This window comes from Streptomyces sp. ID05-39B (genome assembly GCF_033794725.1).
GTDB classification, from domain to species: domain Bacteria; phylum Actinomycetota; class Actinomycetes; order Streptomycetales; family Streptomycetaceae; genus Streptomyces; species Streptomyces bobili.
In genome coordinates this window covers 1-19,952 of sequence record NZ_JARGEF010000056.1, presented here as the reverse complement: position 1 = coordinate 19,952, position 19,952 = coordinate 1, and the positions used below count along the sequence as shown (strand labels likewise).

General features: G+C 68.9%; 11 protein-coding genes and 2 pseudogenes. 8 read left to right on the top strand and 5 right to left on the bottom strand.

Annotation, left to right across the window (positions count from 1 at the left end):
• Window positions 1–7: 7 nt before the first annotated feature.
• A complete protein-coding gene (locus tag P1P75_RS15185) occupies window positions 8–1,222 on the bottom strand; it encodes an AAA family ATPase (protein ID WP_319255477.1) in 1,215 nt (404 codons plus the stop codon).
• A 324-nt stretch (window positions 1,223–1,546) separates the two neighbouring features.
• Between P1P75_RS15185 and P1P75_RS15180 the strand changes: the two are divergent.
• Both P1P75_RS15180 and P1P75_RS15175 read left to right on the top strand, forming a co-directional pair.
• Window positions 1,547–1,891, top strand: a pseudogene (locus tag P1P75_RS15180) (helicase associated domain-containing protein); the annotation flags it as partial.
• A gap of 157 nt (window positions 1,892–2,048) precedes the next feature.
• Window positions 2,049–3,923, top strand: coding sequence for an AAA family ATPase (locus P1P75_RS15175; protein WP_319255475.1), 1,875 nt, complete (start codon window positions 2,049–2,051; stop codon window positions 3,921–3,923).
• A gap of 581 nt (window positions 3,924–4,504) precedes the next feature.
• On the opposite strand, the gene P1P75_RS15170 is transcribed toward P1P75_RS15175, so the two are convergent.
• Both P1P75_RS15170 and P1P75_RS15165 read right to left on the bottom strand, forming a co-directional pair.
• Entirely contained in the window at window positions 4,505–5,062 is a 558-nt protein-coding gene (locus tag P1P75_RS15170) for an XRE family transcriptional regulator (RefSeq protein ID WP_319255473.1), read from the bottom strand.
• A gap of 6 nt (window positions 5,063–5,068) precedes the next feature.
• The gene (locus tag P1P75_RS15165) at window positions 5,069–7,318 is read right to left on the bottom strand and encodes a helix-turn-helix transcriptional regulator (protein WP_319255471.1); all 2,250 of its coding nucleotides are present in this window, start codon (window positions 7,316–7,318) and stop codon (window positions 5,069–5,071) included.
• 357 nt (window positions 7,319–7,675) lie between these two features.
• Between P1P75_RS15165 and P1P75_RS15160 the strand changes: the two genes are divergently transcribed.
• The 6 genes from P1P75_RS15160 to P1P75_RS15135 all read left to right on the top strand — a co-directional run bounded on the left by P1P75_RS15160 (window position 7,676) and on the right by P1P75_RS15135 (window position 17,586).
• A complete protein-coding gene (locus P1P75_RS15160; RefSeq protein WP_319255469.1) occupies window positions 7,676–10,900 on the top strand; it encodes a helicase associated domain-containing protein in 3,225 nt (1,074 codons plus the stop codon).
• 52 nt (window positions 10,901–10,952) lie between these two features.
• Window positions 10,953–11,789: a TnsA-like heteromeric transposase endonuclease subunit gene (locus P1P75_RS15155; protein ID WP_319255467.1), complete on the top strand. Its 837-nt coding sequence runs from the start codon at window positions 10,953–10,955 to the stop codon at window positions 11,787–11,789.
• Window positions 11,790–11,794: 5 nt separating this feature from the next.
• The gene (locus P1P75_RS15150) at window positions 11,795–13,951 is read left to right on the top strand and encodes a DDE-type integrase/transposase/recombinase (RefSeq protein ID WP_319255465.1); all 2,157 of its coding nucleotides are present in this window, start codon (window positions 11,795–11,797) and stop codon (window positions 13,949–13,951) included.
• A 116-nt stretch (window positions 13,952–14,067) separates the two neighbouring features.
• Window positions 14,068–15,048, top strand: a complete 981-nt coding sequence (locus P1P75_RS15145) for an ATP-binding protein (protein ID WP_319255463.1) — start codon at window positions 14,068–14,070, stop codon at window positions 15,046–15,048.
• The gene (locus tag P1P75_RS15140) at window positions 15,045–15,998 is read left to right on the top strand and encodes a TniQ family protein (RefSeq protein ID WP_319255461.1); all 954 of its coding nucleotides are present in this window, start codon (window positions 15,045–15,047) and stop codon (window positions 15,996–15,998) included. The genes P1P75_RS15145 and P1P75_RS15140 overlap by 4 nt, the downstream gene beginning before the upstream one ends.
• A gap of 34 nt (window positions 15,999–16,032) precedes the next feature.
• The gene (locus P1P75_RS15135) at window positions 16,033–17,586 is read left to right on the top strand and encodes a HEPN domain-containing protein (RefSeq protein WP_319255459.1); all 1,554 of its coding nucleotides are present in this window, start codon (window positions 16,033–16,035) and stop codon (window positions 17,584–17,586) included.
• A 963-nt stretch (window positions 17,587–18,549) separates the two neighbouring features.
• Here P1P75_RS15135 and P1P75_RS15130 read toward each other — a convergent pair.
• Window positions 18,550–19,068 (bottom strand): hypothetical protein, encoded by a 519-nt coding sequence (locus tag P1P75_RS15130; RefSeq protein WP_319255457.1) that lies wholly within the window; start codon window positions 19,066–19,068, stop codon window positions 18,550–18,552.
• A 780-nt stretch (window positions 19,069–19,848) separates the two neighbouring features.
• Window positions 19,849–19,952, bottom strand: a pseudogene (locus tag P1P75_RS15125) (ABC transporter permease); the annotation flags it as partial.

Here is a 19,952-nt window from a genome sequence, read left to right as displayed (position 1 = left end):
GCCTGGTTCACAGCGGCGGCGCGACCCTGCGCAGCAGCCGCCCCAGCAAAGCCCGGTCGACGGCCGCGTCAGCGGTGGTCAGCAGCGCGTTCTGCAGATGCGCGGTCAAAGCGGCCCACGTGCGGAACGTGCCGTGCGCGCATGACCGGTCGATCCACGCCAGATCCGCAGCCGGGACGGTACGCCACAGCGGATGGAAGCCGGTCACCACGGCCGCCACTTCCGTCACGGCCAGGCGCGGAACCTCCTGCCACCCACCGACCCTCGACGCCAACTGCGGCAGCCGGGACAACGCCCGCTCACTGCCCGCCCCACACAGCACCAGCGTGATCCGCGTGCCGGGGTGATCCCACAGACTCTGCAGATACTCCAGGCACGGCACAGACAGGCGCTGCGCCTCATCGACCACCAGCACCCGCGCCTCACCCAGAGCCCCCGCGACTACGGCGTCAGCCCGCGCCGACGTATGCGGGAAACGGCCCGGCAGCGCCAAAGCATCGAACACCGCCCGCCGCATGCCGGCCACCGACGGGCGCACCGGCACCGGCACCCACGTCACCTTCCAGCCCGGGGGCACCTCGTGCAGCGCCATCCGCACGGCCACGGTCTTGCCCCGGCCCGGGTCGCCGAACACACACACCGCACCCTCCGCCGCCATCGCCTGCCCGACCGCCTCGGCCACCGCCCGCACCGACGACGTCCCCACCAACCGCGCTCCGGCCGGCAACACCACACCCGCCACCGCACCGCCCTCCCCCGACGGCAGGACCGCAGACGCTGGCACAGGGCGCGGTCCGCGCACAGCCGCCTTCGCCGCGCCGCCCTCACGCGGCCCGGCCAGAGCGAGGTCAGCCAGCGCCTGCCGCGTGTGCTGCTCCTCCCGTTCCCGCCGCACCACCGCACGGTCCGGCAAGACCCTGCCGGCCTCCACGTCCCGGCGCACCACCCGGTACAGCGACGCCAGAGACGGCACCTCTCCCCCGGCATCCTTCAAATGCCGGTGCAGCACCGACACGTTCCCGCCCGCCTGCGCCAACACCTCCCACGCCTGGTCGGACAACTCCAGCCGGGCCCGCGGCCTGTGCTCCACACGGCCTTCCGTCCGCGCCGCGTCCAGCCAGCGCCACACCGTGCGCGCATTCACCCCACCGACCTGCGCGCCCGCCCGCACGTGCGCCGTGGTCAACGCCCCGGCCGCATCGAGCTCCAGCAGCCGCGCCACCAACACCGGCCTGGACACCCTCAACCCCGCCGTGACCTCACCCCACACGCCCGGCTCTCCCACCCCACACCCTTCCGACGCACATTCCCGACGCCGACCACCGTGCCATCAACCGGCCCCCGAAAGATCAGAAGTGCCGTTCCCATGACAGCGGAACAGGCAAGGGTGTACCGCCCCATGACAGCCACCACGCCACCACACACCGCCCCGCGTCAGTGACACCCCACACCCGACACCCCACCACCAGCGAAAACACCCCGACCTGACATGCCGTCACTGACACCACCCACTGACACCAAACCGGCACATCGCAGCGAGGCGAGCACCTGGGTGGAGTTGTCCACCGAGCAGCAGGAGCGCCTGTCCCAGCTGGGCGTCACACCGCTTGAGGCGCCTGCTCCCGCCCCGGCGGCCACGCGGTCGACGAAGGGTGCGGGGAAGGCGCAGCAGGCGTTCCAGCGGGGCGTACAGGCCCTCGCTCAATGGAGGGATCGCGAGGGCAAGCGGCCGGTGCCGCGAGGAGCCAGCGAGGAGATCGCGGTCGACGGCGAGGCGGAGCCGGTGGTCGTGAAACTGGGCGTATGGATCTCGAACACCCGCGCGAGGCGGGACAAGCTCACCCACGAACAGCGAGACGCCCTGCGGGAGCTCGGCGTGGAGTGGGCGTAGCGAGGCACGGGCGTGGGTTGGGTGGGACTGAGGGTGGCGCTGGGCCGGACACTCTAGGATGGGCCGACTGGGGTTGGGGATAGAAGCGCCAGGCGTCTTTAGCAGAGGCTGTGGGCTCGCAAAGGGGCATCGGCGCGGAAGTTGGAGCGGTCGCGCAGTGCACCTGAACAGCTTTAGCGTGAGTGGTTTCCGCTCGTTGACCGAGGTCGCAGACATCCCAGTCAGGAAGCCCACGATCCTCGCCGGACACAACGACGGAGGCAAGAGCGCGCTGCTGGACGCTCTCGCCTTCCTGCTCGGCAAACACGCACTGGCAGAGGACGACCGCACCTACCTGACCGTCGACGGAGATGACGAGTCGGCGCCGGTGCGGTGCGAGGAGAGCAGCGTCGAGGGGACGTTCACTCTGGACGCCTGGGAGCAGGAGCAGTTCGATCTCCCCGCACAAGTTCGGCTACGGCGCTGCTCCGGGGAAGACCTGATTTCTCGTCTGGAGGTCTGGCAGCCGATTCCGACTGATGAGCGACTGCGTGACCTGTCTCAGTATCTCGTGCCAGCGTTGAAGGACCTGGTGAAGGAGTTCGGGCTCTCACCCAGCTCCATGCGCAAGCCGGACCTGGAGCAGGCTCTGCGTATGTACGGACGTGAACACTCCGGCTCGGACGGCTGGGTGGCTGTGCCTGCCGGTCTCGACAAGCGCATGCCGCGATACCTGCCGTTCGACGGCAAGGTGGCCAAGCCCGATGACGCCGTCAAGACCGTGTTGGTCGGCCGATTCCAGAACTACATGGCCGATCCAGATCTCAAGGGCAGGCTCACCGCCATCGAGAACGAGGTCCAGGACCGGTTGCGCATCGACGCCAAGTCCTTGTGCGAGCACATCGAAATGCGATGCCCGGACCTGCAGAAGGTCTCCGTCGAGCCTGACGTCTCCTTTCAGCAGGGGTTCAAGGCTGCGCCTCTGCGTGTCGCACGCCGTGCTGGCGAAGCGGTGGGACTGGATCGCACCGGGCTGGGCAGCAACCGTCGCATCTCGCTAGCTATCTGGGAATGGACGAGCGAGCTGCTGGCGGAGGAACAGGACACCACCCCGACGACGAGCACAGGTGACGAGGCTCCTGAACCGCCGCCGGTGCAGACGATCGTGGTGTACGACGAGCCGGACACTCATCTCGACTACACCCACCAACGCAAGATCATGCAGCTGATCCGGACACAGAGCGACATCCGCAACGTCAGTGTGATGGTGGCGACCCACTCGATGAACCTCATCGACGGTGTCGACATCTCCGACGTGGTGCATCTGAAGCTGGAGAACCACCGCACCGTGGTGGAACGGCTCGGCGCAGGGCTTCTCGGCGATGCGATCGACGAACACCTGGGAAAGATCGCGGCCGCGGTCGGCCTGCGGAACTCGGTACTGCTGCACGAACGCTGCTTCCTCGCCGTGGAAGGCGAGACCGAACAGCGCGCCTTCCCGCTGCTGTTCCGGTTGTGCGAGGGGCTGTCACTACAGGCAGCCGGCATCGCCCTGTGGGCCTGCTTCAACAACGAAGGCGCCCTGCACCTGGCCCGGTACCTGGTCAAGCAGGGGCGCACGATCATGCTGGTGGTCGACGCTGACAGCCGCAACGTACGCAAGGGAATCTTCAAGGCCCCCAAGCTCACCGAGTACTTCGGCTCCCATGCCAGCCGCTACGTGAAGTTTCTCGGTGAACCGGAGGACGACGCCCCGCAGGAGGAGAAGTTCAACGAGCTCGAAGAACTCTTCCGCGATGACGTATGGGCCTGCGTCGCCAACAAGATCTGGGCCAAGACCGATGGCATCTGGGAGCCTGCCGACTTCGCCGCCCTTCGAGGCCAGGGCAAGTTCAGCGGAGCAGTCCAGGAAATGCTCCAGGCGCAGAGCGCGAGCGGTCCCGGCGGCAAGCCCGAGATGATGTACGAGCTGGCCATGGCTCTGGATGACAAGAACGATGTGCCGGAGCAGCTGCGAGACGTCTTCAAACGGCTCAGAGAGCTAGCAGCCTGAGGCCTCCTCGCATGGCCTGGCCGCCGCCGTTGCCGGAAGGGCGTTGACGGCGGCGCGCCCGCATGCGCTCCTTGCGTTGCTCCAATGTCGGAGCAACCCACTCGTGCCACCCCACCGGCGGCTTCCACCGCTGCATGTGCTCGCGCTCATCAACCCCACACCAACGACAACCGCTGGGCGCAGGTATCCGCAGGTCAGACCCCTCAGTGGACATTGCCACTCCTTCCCCTGACCACATTCTGCCCGCCACCACTGACATCAGCCCGAGGCGCGAAATGAAGATGGGAGACGGGCTCGTAAGCGCTGTGATGAACCTCCACTCTCCGGCACGTCTCATACGGCCGCCAACCCAGCAAGAGTCCGCCGGAATCTCGGCTGTCGGCCAGCAGAGGGCCCATCGAGGAAGCGGCATGCCGGAGTAAGACCTCGGAAGGAGATGCCCTCCTGAGACAAGCCGACACCCAGGAGGCTGGCGGCGAGCAGTACCGGTGAGCGCCCCCTGATCCCCGGGACGCCCGCGCCGCCCCAGGGCTCTCACGTCAAATGCGGGCGGAGGCGGGGCGTTCAGTACCGCGGTCGGGTCAGAGATCAAACTCGAGGTGCTCGATGTCCGTGAACCGGACCTCCTCCAGGCTCCCGGCGCGGCGGCCGCCGTCCTGGAAGTACACCTCCTTGAGCGCCTCAGCCGCGATCTCCTTCAGCCGCTGTTCGGTGGCACCCTGCTCCTGGGCCTCGAAGAGGCGCGCCGCGTACTGCGGGGGCAGCGCGACGGTCAGGTGCCGGATGCGGTCCTGGTCCGTCGACCCGATCGGCGCGCTGTAGCCGAGGCGGGCGCGGGTGTCGATGACGATGCCGCCCGTGGTGGCCGCGGTCTGCTTGGCCTTGGCGCGGATCTGCGGCTGCCACCGCTTCTTCACCTCGCGCTCCAGGCGCGCGGCGAGGTCCGGCCGGGGCTTTTTGATCTGGTCTTTCACGTACCGCTCAACGGTGCGCTGAGAGATCCGCAGCATCTGGGCGACCGCCTTGGTGCCCTTGTACTGCTTGACCAGGTACCGCATCTGGGCGCCGGCCGACTTCGGGACCGGGCGGGTGAACGCCCGCTGCACCGCAGCCTCCAGGCCGTCCCCGAACATGCTCATCGCCTGCTACTCCCCGCGGTCCTTGTCCGTGACCTGCCCGTCCTTGATGTACCGGGCGAGGTTGAGTTCGGGGGCGTTGAAGCGCTCGCGGACCTCTTCGCCCCACAGGACGCTCTGGGTGCCCTCGTGCTTGACCAGGCCCGGGTTGATGCCGAGCTTGAAGCCGCCCGGCAGCGGCTTGCCGTCCCGGTAGGGCAGGAAATCCAGCGGGCTCTCGCCACCTGCCGCGTAGACGACGCAGTCGGACAGGATCGCCACTGGATACTGCCCGGTGAACGCCGCATGCTTGACGATCTTGCGATGCAGATTGATCCGCGTGCGGGAGATGACCGCCGCGCGGATGTCCGGCCGCCACGTCGGACGGGCAAGGGCGCGCCACGGCTGCCCCGGCTTCCAGCTCTCCCCGCGCGGCCGCTCGCGCAGCTTGCCCAGGCCGCCCTTGACCGTCGCCTTGACCGCGGAGACGACGATCGCCATCTGAGGGTCACGGCTCCGGTAGCCGTCCATCTCGGCCAGGAAGTCGGCCGGCGACAGGTCGGCGTCGACGCCAAGGTCAGCCATCGTGGCGAGGTAGGCATCGCGCAGCCGGGTGTACCAGGCGTCCAGGTAGCGGCCGTTCTCATACCGGACGTACGCCTCGAGCGGCGCCACGTCGTAGCCGAGCTCCACCGCGTACGCCACGGTCGGCGTCGCGTACCAGGCCGGCCCCTCGGGGCGCTCACCCTTCGGCGTGAACGGGCTGGGCAGCAGACTCGCGTCCAACTCCGCCCACTTGTCCTTGCCGACCTTCACCCTCGACATGTCCACATGGGACAGGTCGACCAGCCACGAGCCGGGCAGCTTCGCGTCGAACACCGGCGCCTTGACGTGGGTGGGCGCACCGAGACCGACGACCAGGCCGTTCGCTCCGGCGGCGAAGGCCATGTTCACGTCGATGCCGACCAGGTGCCGCAGCGTGCACTCGGCATCCGTCATCGGCCGCGCCCAGTCGTACGCCTCCTCGAACAACTTCTCCCCGGGACCACGGACATGGAAGCGCGGGAAGTCCGCCAAGAGCGGGTGCCCGTCGGGGGCCTCGCACGGCGCGCAGTCCACCGGGTCCTTGCCCAGCGAGCCGGGATTGTGCTCGGAGTGCCGACGGCCGTCGGCGTCCGGCTCGGACGCGCGGGTCGGCGGGTGCAGCGCGGTCATCAGCTCCAGGCCCGTCACGGCGGTCGACCCGCGCGGCGTCATGACCCGGGACGCGTACACCCCCAGCACCCGGGCGAGTTCCGCCGGCGGGAGTTGCCCGGCCTCACCCCAGTGCCGGGAGTCCAGCGCGTTCCACGACGGGATGCACAGCTGCACGCACTGGCGGTCCGAACCCTGCGCGGGGCGGTAGATCCGCGCCCACGGCCCCAACCCGCGCTTGGTCAGCTTCCACTCCGCACGCACCAGCTGCTTGATTGCCCTGTGACCCTCCGGCAGCCGCCCGGCGAGCCGCTCCTCATCCGTGAGGGCGACCGGGAGACCGTAGCGCTTAAGCGCCGCCTCGGTGAGCACAAGCAGGGGGTCGGCGTCCTTGCCCGGCCCGGACAGCTTCGGCGCCCCGAGCTTGGCCTCCTTCAGGGTCCAGTCCACCAGTGCCGGGACGCTCTTTGCGGGCACGTCCAGGACCAGGCCGCCGGGGCAGTGCGCGTATGCCTGCCCGTCGGCGTCGACGTCGACGACTGCCAGCGGACCGTTCTCGAACCGCGGGTCCGTGCCACCAGTCGGGGTGTTCGCCGGGGCGGCCTTCCTCGCGGCCGGCCGACGCGACGCCGACGACGTCGGCCTGGCGGTGCGAGCCGGACTGGGCGCGGCAGCCGCAGGCACGGCGTTGGCGGCGGGGCGGGTCTGGGTGTGGTACTCGGTCGTCATGGCCGCAGCCTCGGAGACCGGCACCGCAGCGGTCCGGATTTCCCGAGCAGGGACGGGCTCGCCGGTGAACGTCTCGGACACCGCCGTGTCCTGCCCGGGTGCGGCGGAGTTGGTGGGGGCGGGGTACAGCTCCGCGAGCTTGTCCAAGAGCCTGGCGTAGGCATCGCGCTCCGGCGGCCGCGGCTCGGTCTTACCGGCCTCCCAGCCGCCGACCGTCGCCCGCCGCACCTTCAGCGCCGCGGCCACCTCGTCCAGCGTCAGACCGTGCGCCTGGCGCAGCCGCCTGCGCTCAGCCGGCGGCGGCAGCGGGGAGCGGGACGCGACCAGCGCATCGACCGCGTCGAACAGCTCGGACATGAGCACCTCCTGCCCAGCAACCCTAGCGTGAAGCGTACGTTTCACGTACCAAAAGCGTACGAACGGCGTTCGCAACACGTTGGATCGCCCGGCGCCCATACCCTCAGCCTGGACTGCCGCAGACGCCCTTCCGAACTATGTGCGCGCGTCAGCGAAGCTGTCAGGCGTCGCGGTACTGGTTCCGTGCAACCCGGACGACGCGGCCACTGTCCGCCAAGCCGTGGCTGGTGACCCATTACGGGTGAGGCCGACCGAGGGTTATGGAAGTTGCAGATCAACGGACCGGGCAGGGCGTGGGCGGCAGGAACCGGAAGGCTGGCGGCAGGGTCGATGCTCCTGGCAGGTGGGGTGTGGCGGGTGGCACCGCTGCGGGGTGAGATGACGCAGTCGTTTCTACACCGGGTGGCTGCACGCTATGGCGTAGGGCTCAGGGATCTGCTGGCGGCGATCGCCGAGGTGGGCGGGCTGTCGAACGTCACGGGCCAGACGCGGGTGGACAGTGAGGTGTATCTGAACCGGCAGGCTCGGGATCGGGTGTCCCAGCTGTGCCGAGTTCCGGAGGATCATTTGCGACGGGCACTGCCTGCCTGGGCACAGGAGGAGCCTCGAATGCGGTTCGCCGCAGGCCCAGCAGCGCAGTTTCATCACACTGCGGAAAAGGTTGTGCCCTGGGGACCGGCGTGTCCTGAGTGCGCGGCGCGATCAGCCGGGCGCGCCGAGGACGCGCGCTTGTACCTGGAGCCGCAGCAGCGGGTGTGCGCGCTGCACCGTCGGTGGCTGATGCAGGTGCCGGGCACGGCCGGCCTGGTGGTGGAGTTGCCGGTGGAGGGCCAGCAGTGGGTGCAGGCCCAGCGTCGTCATGCGAGGTTGCTGCGTCATTCCTCGGTGGCCGTGGAGGCGTTCGAGGTGGCTGCGGCGGTGACTGCATCATGGTGGTGGCAGGCGTGGCCGCGGGAACACGTCTGGCCTTCTCGGCTGCGGAGCTTGGGCAGTGGACGGATGGATCCGAAGGTGTGGCGGGTCCTGGCGCGGGAGCTGGTGACGTACCCGGAGACGGTTGCGCTCGCCACGCTGCTGGCCGATGACGGGTTCCGGCAGTGCATGAGCGCCGACGCGCGGGGACATGTGCCGTTTCGGCTGGCTGATCTGCCAGTGCTGCTTCCGGCGGTTGCGCACTGTGTGGGGCGCTCCTGGTACGGGGAGCAGCTGGCGGATGAGACGTCGGGGCCTTTGTACGCGTGGGCGTATCAGTGCGTGCGCCCGCCACGTCGCACCGGGCACGGAGAGCAGGCGATGTGGGCGGTCGCTCCGGCGCACCGTCTGCGCCCGCTGGCTGACGAGCTCGCCGCGCGGATGTCCGTCGGGGCCGGCGGGCAGAAGGTGGAGGGCAAGAGACGGCGAGGGCTTAACCGGCAGTCGGATGAGTCCTTCACGGCCGGCCTGGCACATGCGGGCAAGTATGTGCGCGAACACGGCAACCTTGCTGTCCAGAAGGACACCATGGTGGGGTCCTTCCGGCTTGGGGAATGGCTGCACAATGTGCAGACCAGAGCCTGGGCGCTGTCGCCGGATCGTGTCCGGGTGCTGACGGCTTTGGACCCGTGGTGGAACGTTCCCTGGTCGGTGCAGTGGCAGCGCTCGTACTACCGGGCGCGCGATCACGCCGCCGTGGACGGTTGGCCGGACGCAGCAGCAGGGTTTGCCGGGACCGCCGTGCTGAACGGTGAGTGGCTGTATCTGCAGTGCACCCAATACGACGCTCTCCACCCTGAGCAGCAGCGCCTGCTGGCGGACATCGGCGTCACGGCCGAAGCCGCCCGTACCGCTCAGCCGCGGCGGGCCAGCATGCGGGCGCGTTTCGAGACAGGGTTGGCGCACGCCCGGGCCTATGCCGCCGAGCATGGCCACCTGGCGGTCTCCGGTAAGGGGGCGGTGCACGAGGGGTATCCGCTGGGGTCCTGGCTGGGTGCCCAGCGCAGCAAGGCCCAGCGGGCTGCAAGGCCCACGGAGCGCTCCCGCGCGATTGATGCCGTCGACCCGTGGTGGAATCCGCCCTGGCCGCTGTCATGGCAGAGATCCTTCGCACAGGTCCGTCGGCTGGTGCAGGACGAACCCGCGTTGGATGCGCTGCGCGGCTTTCCGGGCCTCGAAGCGGAGTCCGCGCTGTGGCTGTCGCACCAGTGCGCCGTGTACGGGAGTCTGCAGCATGATCAGCAGTGCCTGCTGGCAGGTATTGGCATCACGGCTGAGGAAGCCGGCAAAGTCCCCATGACGGCGGAGGAGGCCCAGGCCGCTAGCCAGGCCGCGGCACGACTGGGTGGCTCGGCCGGCTTGGCCAGCGCCCGTTCCTTCGCCGCGGCATCCCAGCACTTGGCGGTGCCCTCTGACTTCGTGCATGACGATTATCCGCTGGGCCGCTGGCTGGTGGCCCAACGCAGCAAGGAGCGCCGCCACGTGCGTGCCACAGGAACCGCGTGGCCGCCCGGGCGGCGCCTGACGGAGCTGGACCCCTGGTGGAACCCGCCATGGCACTTCCCGTGGCAGCGCCACTACCAGCAGGCCCGCACGCTGTGGCAGGAGGGCAGGCTGCTCCTGCCCGGCCAACACGGCCCGCCCGGCGACCGGGATGAGGACGAAGATCCGCTGATGGTGTGGCTGCGCCGGCAGTGCGCCCGGCACGATGTCCTGCAACTCGAGCAGCAGAACCTTCTCGCCGACATCGGGATCACCGCCGCCACCGCCCGCACCGTCACCGCATCCCTCACCACTCCCACCCTGGGAGAGACCGGGCTGGCGCAGGCTCGTAACTACGCGGCCGAGCACGGGAACCTGGCCGTGACCGACCGCACCCGCCACAACGGCCACCCCCTGGGAAGCTGGCTCCTGCGCCAGCGCCAACGCGCCGCCGACGGGCGCATCGAGCCCTCCCGGATCACCGCGCTCACCGCCCTCGACCCTCACTGGAACCCGCCCTGGCCCCTCGCCTGGCAACGCGCCTACCACCGAGCCCGCGCCGCCACCGACAGCAACACCCTGACCAGGACCGACCGCCGCTGGATCAGGACACAGGCACAACTGTGGGACAGCCTCCACCCCGCCCAGCAACAACTCCTTGCCGCTCTCGGCACCACCGGGACTGCCGCCGTGCCCGCACCGGCCCGCACGACGGCACGCCACTACCCGCCAGGCGAGGGCCTGCCCCACGCCCGCGCCTACGCCACCCTGCACGGGCACCTGGCGGTATCCATCCATACCCACCAGGACGGGTTTCCCCTGGGACGCTGGCTCGTGCAGCAGCGCCGCAAAGCCCGCGCAGGCCAGCTGTCCGCCCGCGCCCTACAAGAACTCACCGTCCTGGACCCGTGGTGGAACCCACCCTGGCCCTTCATCTGGCAACGCGCCTACCACCGGGCCCGCGCCGCCCACGCCGCAGGCCAGCCCATCCCCCCCGAGCTGCGACGCTGGGTCCGCAAACAGACCACCCTGTGGGACCGGCTCCACCCGCATCAGCAGGCGCTGTTGGACAACATGGGCGTCGTGGGCCGGTCCCGCATTTTCTCCGAGAATCGCCCTTTCGAGTGAGAGCAGGCAGATTCGCGTCTTCCTGACCGCCGGTCCCCACTTCGGTGGCAGGGTGAAACGACGTGAGGGCGCAGGCAGCGCCTGGAGCAGTGCCGGTGGCCAGGAGCGCAGCCTGCCCGTGGAGGTGGCATTCACCGGACTGTCCGGCCAGGTCACCCAGCTGCCGTGGGACCAGGCGGTCGGTTCGGTGCGTTTTGAGGAGCTGGCGCCGGTGGCGGCGTTCCCGGTCCTGCCTGGACGCCGGTGGGGGCCTGGATGGTGGTGGTCAGCCACCACGGGGCGGCACGTAGTGCACGGCTCCGCCGCGATGCGCACCCAGTTGATGACGTTGGACCGGGATCCGGAGGTGACCGGACTCTCCGCCCGGCCGGTGCGGCTCATCTGGCGGGACCCGGCCGACGGGCGCGTACGCGGGTGGGTTCCGCAGCTCTTCGCCCGGTACGCAGATGGCAGCGGCCTGCTCGCCGACTGCCCCTCCAGCCCGGTCGTCGGCGGAGACAGGGCGCAGCGCGCACGGGTGGTCCTGGAGGCGTCGTGTGCGCGCGTGGGCTGGTCATACCGGCGCCTCGAGCCACCTCCAGCGGTGGTGGCGGCGAATCTGCGGTGGCTGGCCGGCTACCGCCACCCACGCAATCAGGGCCCGCCCAGGCTGCGGGCCGCGCTGGCCGAAGCGTTCGCCGAGGCCCGGCCGTTAGCCGACGGCGTAGCTGCGGTGGGCGATTCCTTGCAGGTGCTACCGGCCGCCTATCACGCGCTGTGGTGCGGACATCTGACGACGCCTCTTGATGAGCCGCTGCACGAGCAGGCGCTGATCTGTGCTGACGCAGACCGTGGTGAGGGCGTCGAAAGGCGGCTGAGCGACGTCGGCGGCAAGCAGGAGAAAGGTTGAACGCAGTGGGCGGCACACACGGTAAGAGCCGGCGGCCGGTGGTGGAGGTCGGCGCGCACGTCGTCTACCGGGGGCAGACCTGGCAGGTCGCCGCGTTGCAGGGCCAGCAGGTCTACCTGCTCCCGGAGGACGGAGCTGAAACGAGCCTGCTGCTCGGGCGGTTGTTCGCCGATCCGGGCTTCGAAGTGGTGGGCGCGCAGACGCCGGACACGGTGCCGCAGTGGGGGCTGTTCGAGACCGTTCCGCTGGCGGCCCAGCAACGGGCTCTGGCCTGGCTGCCGCACATCAGGGAGGTGGAGACCGGACTGCCGCACGCCCCGGGCAGTCGAGAAGGCCAGACGATGCGGCCGGAGTACGACCCCGAGCGGTGGACGCTGGCGCAGCGGGACGCGGCCAAGGCGCAGGAACTGGCAGCGCTCGGCTTCGCCCGGGTGACGCGTACGACGGTGGAGCGGATGCGGCACGCCTACCGCAAGCAGGGGTTGTGGGGGCTGGTCGACAAGCGCGCGGTGCCGGCCCGTGGCCGTCATCCGACGGGGTATGCCGACGAGCGGGTCGTGGCCGCGGTGCTGGAGGCGCTGCGGCGCCAGCGCGGCCGGTCGAAGGGGACGGTGAAAGGGCTGCAGGTACTGGTCGGGCAGATCCTGGAGGATGTGCACGGGCGCGGAGTGGTGGAGATGCCGTCACGGTCGACGTTCTACCGGCTGGTGAGTGTGCTGGCCGACCCAGCCGATCGTCCAGGACTTCCAGCGCGTACCGCCACCGCACCCACCCGCGCCTCGTCGGCGCCGGTGGTGCTGCGGCCCGGGGAGCAGGTGCAGATCGACACCACCCGCCTGGACATCATGGCCGTCCTGGAGGACGGAAGCCTGGGCCGGCCGGAGCTGACGATCGCCGTCGACGTCGCCACCCGCTCCATCCTGGCCGCCGTCCTGCGCCCGCACAGCACCAAAGCCGTCGACGCCGCCCTGCTCCTGGCGGAGATGGCTGTTCCGCATCCTGCCCGGCCGGCCTGGCCCCAGTCGCTTCATCTGTCGCACGCGGAGGTGCCGTATCAGCGGATGCTGTCGCTGGACGAGCGGCTGGAGGGAGCAGCCGCACGGCCGGTGGTCGTGCCCGAGACGATCGTCGTCGACCGCGGGAAGATCTACCTCTCGCAGGGCTTCGTCGCCGCCTGCGAGACCCTCGGTGTGAACGTGCAGCCCGCCCCTCCAAGACGGCCTCAGGCTAAGGCCGTGGTGGAGCGGACCTTCGGCGCGATCAACGACCTGTTCTGCCAGCACGTCGCCGGCCACACCGGATCCAACCCCCTCCGGCGCGGCAAGGACGTGACCGCTGAGACGCGGTGGACGATCCCGCAGTTGCAGGACTTCCTCGACGAATGGATCACCTGCGGCTGGCAGAACCGGCGCCACGACGGACTACGCCACCCCGTCCTTCCCAAAACCGCCCTCACACCGAACCAGATGTGGGCCGCGCTGATCACCATCAGCGGGTATGTACCGGTACCGCTGACCGGGGCCGACTACCTCGAACTGCTGCCGGTGCGCTGGCAGCCCATCACTGAACGCGGCATCCGCCTCGACTACCGCACCTACAACCACGAAGTCCTCGACCCCCACCGCAGCCAACGCTCCTCCGTCGCCGGCAAAGACGGCAAGTGGGAGGTCCACCACAACCCCCACGACGCCCGCCAGATCTTCGTCCGCCTCACCGACGGACAGCTCCACGAGGTCCCGTGGATCCACCGTGACCACGTCCACCAGCCCTTCAATGACGCTGTCTGGCGTCACGTCCAGGACGAGGTCGAAAAGCGCGGGGACCGCGACCAGCATGAGGCCGACATCGCCGACGCCCTCGACCAGTTGCTGCGCCGCACCCGCGGCCCCGCCGGAACAGAAAACGAAGCCAACCATCGCAAACGGCGTCGTGCCCGCAGTACGGCTGTGCGGCTGCCTGACCTGCCAGGCCAGCGGCGCCCGCTCGAAGCAGAGACCGCACCGGCCCCGGACCTGGACTGGAGCGAGAGCCTGGACGACCTCATCGGCCCCGACCTGGCCACCGAGCCGGGCGCTGGCGATCCGGAGGGACCGGGAACGCTGCCGACCGAGGCAGGCCGATACGGACTGTGGGACGCCGAAGCAGAGGCCGAGCAATGGTGAACGCTTCGCCAGGCACGGGCGAAACGCCGGCCGGCGAGCCCCCGTCGGCAGCGGACCGGCCTCCCGGCGCCGCGGTAGACACCGTCAGCGACGCCCCTGAGACGCAGACGCGGTCGGTGACCACCTGGGACGGTTTCCAGACCTTCGCCACCACTCCCGTGGCAGCCCCTCCCCCGCCCGAGGCGCCGCCCCGCAGTCTGGAGGAACGCCTGGCCTATCACTCTCGGTTCGTCACCGTACGCACCCCGGCCATCGACGCCCTCGCCAAGAACGTGCGCACCCTGATGATCCTCGGCCGCCACCAGACGGTCACCGCACGGCCGTCCCTGATCGTCACCGGCCCCGCCGGCGCAGGGAAAACCACCGCCCTGCTCCAGGTCGGACGCGCCTGCCACCTCGCCCACACCCGCCGCCACGGCGCTGCAGCAGCGGCCGGGCAGGTCCCCGTCGCCTACGTCCTGGTCCCGCCCGCCGCCAGCGCCAAGACCCTGGCCACCGAGTTCGCCCGCTACCTCGGCATCCCCGTCGCCGCCGGTATGTCCCAGGCCCAGATCACCAACTCCGTCTGCCACACCTACACAGCCGCCCGGGTCCAGCTGGTGATGATCGACGAGATCCACCGGCTCAACCCCCGCACCACCACCGGCGCCCAGAGCGCCGACCTGATCAAAGACCTCACCGAACGCATCGGTGCCACCTTCGTCTACGCCGGAATCGACGTCACCACCACACCCCTGTTCACCGGAGTGCGCGGCGCGCAGCTCGCCGGACGCGCCTCCCTCATCGACTGCGCCGCCTTCCCCGCCCGCCTCGGCGACGAAGAGCCCTTCCGCGACCTCGTCAACGCCATGGAAGGCGCGCTCGACCTGCGCCACCACCGGCACGGAAGCCTCCCCAAACTGGCCCCCTACCTACATGAGCGCACCGCCGGCCGCATCGGCAGCCTCGCCCGCCTCATCCGCCAGGCCGCCATCATCACCCTCATCGACGGCACCGAACGCATCACCAAAACCACCCTCGACGCCATCCGCCTCGACCACCTCGCCGAACAGCACTACCGACCCCACACCCGGCCCCGGAGTACCAACACCTCGTGAGCCGGACAGACATCACGGTCCGTGCCGCAGCAGGGGCCGACACCGCACAACGCATCGTCGTCTCGGGGGCATGGCTTCGGATCCCGTCAGCCGCGCCGGGCGTGTTCCGCGTACGGCCACTGCCCCGCGAAGCGACCGCTTCATACATGCAACGCCTCGCCGACGCCTATCAGCTGACGCTGCCCCAGCTCCTCGACGGCGCCGGCATCACCCTCCACCGCCACGGCACGCCACCGAGCGCCGAACTCATCCTCACTGCGGGCGCGGCCCGGCGCCTCGCCGTCCTCGCCCGCACGTCCCTCCCCCACCTGACGCGCGCCCTGCCCAGCCTCGCCCCCAACGACGACGCCCATCACATCGCTGCCACCGCACGCTGGAAACGGCTCGAGGCCGGGCAGCAGCCCGTCCGCGCCTGCACCCTGTGCACCCGCCACCGCAGCCACGACGCCACCGACACCGCCTGGGTACTCCCGCCGCCTCACCGGCTGCTGTGCCCGCGCCACCACCAAGCCGCCCCCGACCCACGACTCGCCGCCCCCATCCGCACTCGGGCAACGCCCGAGATCGCCGACGCGCACCACGCCCACCAGCGCTTACTACGACACCCACGCGCCCTCACCGCCTGGACCGCAGCACACGCCATCACCACCCGCTGGTACGACCACCAGCAACACCTCGCCCACCGCTGGCGACAACGCCTGACCCGACTCTGCGCGACCAACCCCCACCTGACCACCACGGGCAACGCCTCCCCCGCCCTACTGACCCGCGACCTGGTGAGCTATCCCGAAACCGTTGCCATCGCCCGCATACTCGCCACCCTGCCCGACCGACCACATCGCACCACCGACGACGCCCTCAGCCTCATCGCCCACCGACTCGGACTGCCCCGCCTGGCCAGCAACGCGAACGATCCCCTCCGGGTCTTCCTCACCCACACACGCCACTGACCAGCGCCAGAAAAGCCGGATCTGTCCATACACCATGCGGTGTGCTGCAATGCCAAGGCTGACCTTGCCAGGAACGTCGTTCCTGGCTACAAACTGCGCTGGCCCGACAGGCGAAGCCGCAGGGCAAGGACCAACGGAGGCTGAGAACGTGGTCACGTCGCGGAGTGGAGTTTGGTGGGCTGCCGATCACCCTGGCCGGCGAGTACCAGGGACCTTGGTCCGAGAAGGCAGTACCTGGTCGCTCAACCTTGTTGGGACGCTGCTGCCCTTCGAGCACGACCACGACGGCGCCCTGTCGCTTGTCTCGCCCATGACGATCTACGGCATGTGTTTGGGCACACGCTGCACTCTCGCCCCGGCGTACCTGTCCGAACAGCAAGAACCCGGGAGACGCTATGACGTTCCCCGGGACGAGCGCGCCACAGACGATGATCAGCACTCACAGGTCTGGACCGCCTACAGCTTCCTCGAAGGCGACGCTCTACCCGACGACGCTTTGTTCCAGGCCGCCTCATTCGAATTGACGGGCCTGTCAGCGTGGTGGCCGCTGAGCGGTTTCAGGACACGCCGGATCGACCCGTCCGAGGTAAAGGGCTACGAGCCCCCAGAACCCACCATTGCGGACTGCGGCAATGGCTTGACCATCACTATCTGGGCCAGTCTGCAAGAGACCAGCGGGTGGAACCGATACCACTCTGTAGCGGAGCGGGTGTGCATTGAAGTAGTCAGCGAGACCGGTCTCACGCTGACTCAACTACAGGAACGGGTGATCACGCCTCTACGCAGCCTGCTGGCCATCATCAGCCACCGGCGCGTCGAGTGCTTCAATCTGCAGCTCCGGCCACTCGACGCTGACTATCCCGACCAGGCCCGCTTCGGATACCCGATCACGGTTGATCCCGGAATGATCGACGGAGAGACCGAAGTTGCGTCGGACCGTCCAGGTGAACGGCCGACGTTCACCGCGGATGACACCGACCTGAGCTCGTTCATCCCCGCATGGTTGACGCTTGCAGAGGTCAACTCGGTGCCTATCTCTGCTGCGGAAGCACGCCACGCCTCAGGAGTCCTTCAAACAGGGGTTGTGGAGGTCGTCAACGCGGCCGAGACGCTCCACCGGACCACCCACAGCGAGCCTTCCGACTACCCGTTCGCCGACAAGGTGCTCGACATCCTCAAGGAATCGGAGAGGACGAACCGGAAGGAGCGGGACACCGTGTACTCCGCCGTCAAGATGACCCAGCTGCGTCTGGAAACACGGCTGCTGCAGTTGGCCGAAGGGCTGGGTGAGGAGTTCTGTACCTGGTTCTTCCCGAGCGGAGCAAAGGACTGGGCGTTCGTGGCATCTGCCATCCGAAACGCACTTAGTCACGGCTACCCCACCAAGCATCGCCTTGAGCACGACGCAGAAGCCCTCGTAGGGGTCCTGCGAGTAACCCAGGCCGTCATCCAGCTCCGGCTGCTCGTCGAGGCAGGCCTCCCCCGCGGCAACGTGCTGAAAGCTCTTGTCGCGCAAGACCCCACGTTCGCCGCTGTGCGGCACCAGACCGTAGCCAACTGGCCAGCCCTCGCCGCCACCATCCGGTGATCTGCAACAGCAACTCACAGCTGCCTACAGGCGCACCACTACACCAACGACATATCCAAGATCATTCCCACACAACTACAGGACCGCAGGCCAACCATCAGAACACTCAAATCGAACAGACCGCCATGCCCTCCTCACCATCTCCGTACCGGACCACCCTTCTAGCTCCAAATCCCAACCAAATGACGGAACACCAGACCAGAGCCACCCCAGCCCCATGAAAACCACTGCTCCATCACAGCAGCCGGGTGTTCCCCTCGAAGATCTCCTCTGCCCTGCGGTAGGAGAGCCGGGCGCGGCCGGTCTCCTCGCACACGTCCAACGTCGGCATCCCGGACGGGGCCTTGCGGTCGGCGAGGAACAGCAGCCGGGCCGTACCGGACTGCCGGTGGATCCACTCCGTCGCTCCGCCCTTGGCGGTGACCTTCCCGCACTGTCCTGCGGATACGGGTCTTCGACGTTCAGGCAGAGCACCTCGTCGGTTCTCGACAGGACCTTGGTATGCTCCGGCAGTGCCGGCCGCCGCTCGGTGCCGATCGCCTTGCGCGCGGGCAGCTCCCGGTTGACGGTGTCGGCGTCCATTTCGTCCGCCCGCGCCGCCAGCTCGGCCAGGACCTCCGGCAGCACCAAGTCGCCGATCGCGGCGACGGTAAAGACGGGCGGCTGCGCACCCGGCGGGCGGGGCCGGTCGGCGCCGGTTCGCCGCGAGCATCCATCCCCATGTGGTCAGCGAGATCCGGTAGGTCCGCGCGGAGGACTTCGCGACGCCCGCGCTGGCGAGGTAGCGCTCGACCGCCACGGTGTACGACGCGGGTGGGGCGGACAACCGGGCAAGCTGACCGAGCGACTTGGTGACTACAGGGGGAGCTCTTGTCACTTGGTTTCGCTGTCGTTAGCGGCACCCCCGCCTCGCGTGACCTGGGCAGAACAAGGCCTAACCCGATGAGGTGAAGGTACAGGCAGCTACTCGCCCATCGCCTCGACGTAGGTGCTGTCGAACCAGTCGATGAACTCGCGCACGGTGCCGATCTTCGAGATCCGGGCGTGCAGCGCCCGCTGGTCGTGGCCGATTACGAACCAGCCGCTGGCCACCAGTTCTCCGCAGCCGCAGTAGCAGGTGCGGGCGCCAAGGGGAGAGTCGAAGTAGGTGATCGGGTTTCGGGTCGTCTCGACGGGCGTGGGCTTGCCCACATAAGCGTCGTAGACCTCGTCGCCCGACGTGAGGTACATGCCCTCGATCGCCTTGCGTCCTCCGGCCACGGGGACCAGGCTGTCAATCTCGATGGCCATGCGGACCTCGCCCTCATGGGAGAGCAGGGCGTAGCGCTCCTTCTCGGCTCGTTCGCCGAGGACCCAGCAGCCGCGGTTCGCATGAAAGAGGGCATCGTCGTTCATGACCGGGTCGAAGCCGACGACGTTGCGGCCGAGCTGGTCCTCCGTCGGGTTGACGTACCGCCTCGCGCCAAGGGTGATGTGAATCATGAACTGCCCCCAATAGATGAATACCCAGGGCTCCCCACCCTGTGGACTATCGAGATCCTGACACGAAGACTCGATACCTTCAACCCCCGGGATGCCAGCTCTTCAAGTAGATCGACTGCACTCTGGTAGCCGTCGGCGCTTGTGTGGATGAGGGGCGGCCTTCTTGGCGGTGACGTCGGGCAACATCGCAAGCCCGCAGCCGCCCTGGCTGCGAGTCAGTCTGGTGGCCTGCATCAAATGCGGCAGGTGCAGGCCGACATCAGCACCCGCCAGAGGACCTCGATGTACTCGCGGGCGGCATCGCCCATGCGTCGCGATCGCCCTCTCGCCCCTCGCGCGGGTCCGGCCCCTAGCATTACGCAGCGCTACATGTCCGTTGGTCGCAGCTATACGAGAACAGGGCCGAGTTCGGGCGGCGTCGCGGCCCAGGTGCAGTCGAAGGTTCCGCCCAGGGACGGGAGGCCAGCACTCCACAGACCGAGAGTGCATGACGACGCGAGGAATCTGAGCCGCAGCTGCGATGTGCCGCCTTCTCATCAGTGAGCCCACCTGGGGGCGGCGCCACTGGCCAGACCTGGACGTCGCCCTGTGCACGGTGCACACTTTTGGAACGCGAGGGGTGCACCGAGCGTCTGGAGAAGCTGCTGCGGGCGTACGGGCCGGGCAGCAGGCCCGCCTCCCACGGCCGGTACGCGCTGATCGGGCAGCCAGGAGCTGCGCCGCCTCGCGGACGCGGGCAACGCTGACGCGACCGACAAGCTCATCCAACTCGCCGCGGAGGCCGCCGCCGATGCCGGCGCTCATCACGCCACCGAAGATGTAGACGAAGAGCAGCAGCATCATGATCGGCGTGAGCAGCAGGTTCAGGGTGAGGGACGGGTAGC

Coding starts and splice junctions, on each gene's coding strand:
- P1P75_RS15170 (WP_319255473.1), bottom strand. CDS start 5,062: ATGAGCATGTTCGGGGACGGCCTGGAGGCTGCGGTGCAGCGGGCGTTC.
- P1P75_RS15165 (WP_319255471.1), bottom strand. CDS start 7,318: ATGTCCGAGCTGTTCGACGCGGTCGATGCGCTGGTCGCGTCCCGCTCC.
- P1P75_RS15135 (WP_319255459.1), top strand. CDS start 16,033: ATGCGGTGTGCTGCAATGCCAAGGCTGACCTTGCCAGGAACGTCGTTC.
- P1P75_RS15130 (WP_319255457.1), bottom strand. CDS start 19,068: ATGATTCACATCACCCTTGGCGCGAGGCGGTACGTCAACCCGACGGAG.